Source organism: Vibrio sp. 11986-1-5, assembly GCF_963878025.1.
GTDB lineage: Bacteria > Pseudomonadota > Gammaproteobacteria > Enterobacterales > Vibrionaceae > Vibrio > Vibrio injensis.
The window spans coordinates 1-1161 of the sequence record NZ_CAWNVW010000021.1 but is presented as its reverse complement, the minus strand read 5'-3'; the positions used below and the strand labels follow the sequence as shown (position 1 = coordinate 1161).

Annotated in this window: 1 protein-coding gene and 1 pseudogene; one reads left to right on the top strand and one right to left on the bottom strand. The window is 41.3% G+C overall.

Translation table 11 applies throughout. The features are described from left to right. A pseudogene (locus tag AACS00_RS05905) lies at positions 1 to 102 on the top strand (IS110 family transposase); the annotation flags it as partial. Between the two features lie 22 nt (positions 103 to 124). Here the strand turns inward: AACS00_RS05905 and AACS00_RS05900 are convergent. After that, on the bottom strand, positions 125 to 838 hold the full coding sequence (locus AACS00_RS05900; protein WP_172465333.1) for a Fic family protein: 714 nt from the start codon (positions 836 to 838) through the stop codon (positions 125 to 127). Between the last annotated feature and the right edge of the window lie 323 nt (positions 839 to 1161).

The following is a 1161-nucleotide window of genomic DNA, read 5'->3' as shown; positions in this document are numbered from 1 at the left end:
AAAAAAGTAGCGATCATTGCTTGCGTCAGAAAGATGCTAGTTATCCTAAATTCTATGCTCAGAGACGGCTGCATGTGGGATGCAAACAGCGCCACAAATTAACTCTTGACGCCATAGTCTCTTGTTAGCCGATTTTCAGATCTAGCTTGAAATTACGAATGATTTTTTCATCCAAACAGCTACGTAAAAACTTATTCATTGCTGTCATATCATTAGAAGAATAGAAGTCGAGCATGAGCGTATTAAACTCTTGTTGACGCTTAGCTTGCACATTAATGATAGGGAAACCGTTAGCTAACAAAATACCGTTCATCATGAACCGACCTGTACGTTTGTTAACATCCCAAAAAAATTGAGCGCGTGCCATTTGTAAAAATGCAGTAATTGCTTGATCGTAAACATCAGATTCGCTATTCACCTGACTCTCAACTTCAAGCCATTTTTCGTCCAACTCATCTGGAGCCGGAGGCTCATACTCTGAACCCGTGATAGAAACGTAACCAGAGCGAAATTTACCCCACTCTAACGCTTCTTCTTTGCCTGCGATATTGTGGATTTTTAAGGCGGTTTCTTTATTAAATTGGAACTCACCTTGATCAACCAAGCCAAAAATAAACTCCCATGCTCGAGCTTGGTTCATTGCCATATTTTGATCACTAATTCGATGACCACCTACAGTGATCCCATCTAGAATGGTTTGCACCTCAGGTAAAGTCATTGCAACACCTTCGAGGTTAACAGCATCATAAACCAAAGCCGGTACATCTCTTTTGGCAAGTTGTTTGGCCAACGGTATATTGGGTTTCATATTCCACATGTTATCTGTTAATGCTGTCATAGTGATATTCTTCAATGTAAGTAAAACTCGGCTAAGTATACACTTACTGATGAGTAAGGTGCTAGAAGTCGGCTAACGCCCGGTTAAGGGGCAGACAACGCCACTACCAAGTTTCCGCATAACACCGAAACCACCAAAACCACCAAAACCAACGCATAATAAAAATGCCACGCGTTGGCTGTCCCTCTTGAACCGTTTGTATGGATAATAACTAACGAATAAGGGTAAAGTGAGACCCAGACTTTAGCTGCAACTAAAGTTCTCTATCTGATAGTTCGATTGAATTGTGGCTCCTCTATCGAGAGACCGATAACAAGAGCGAA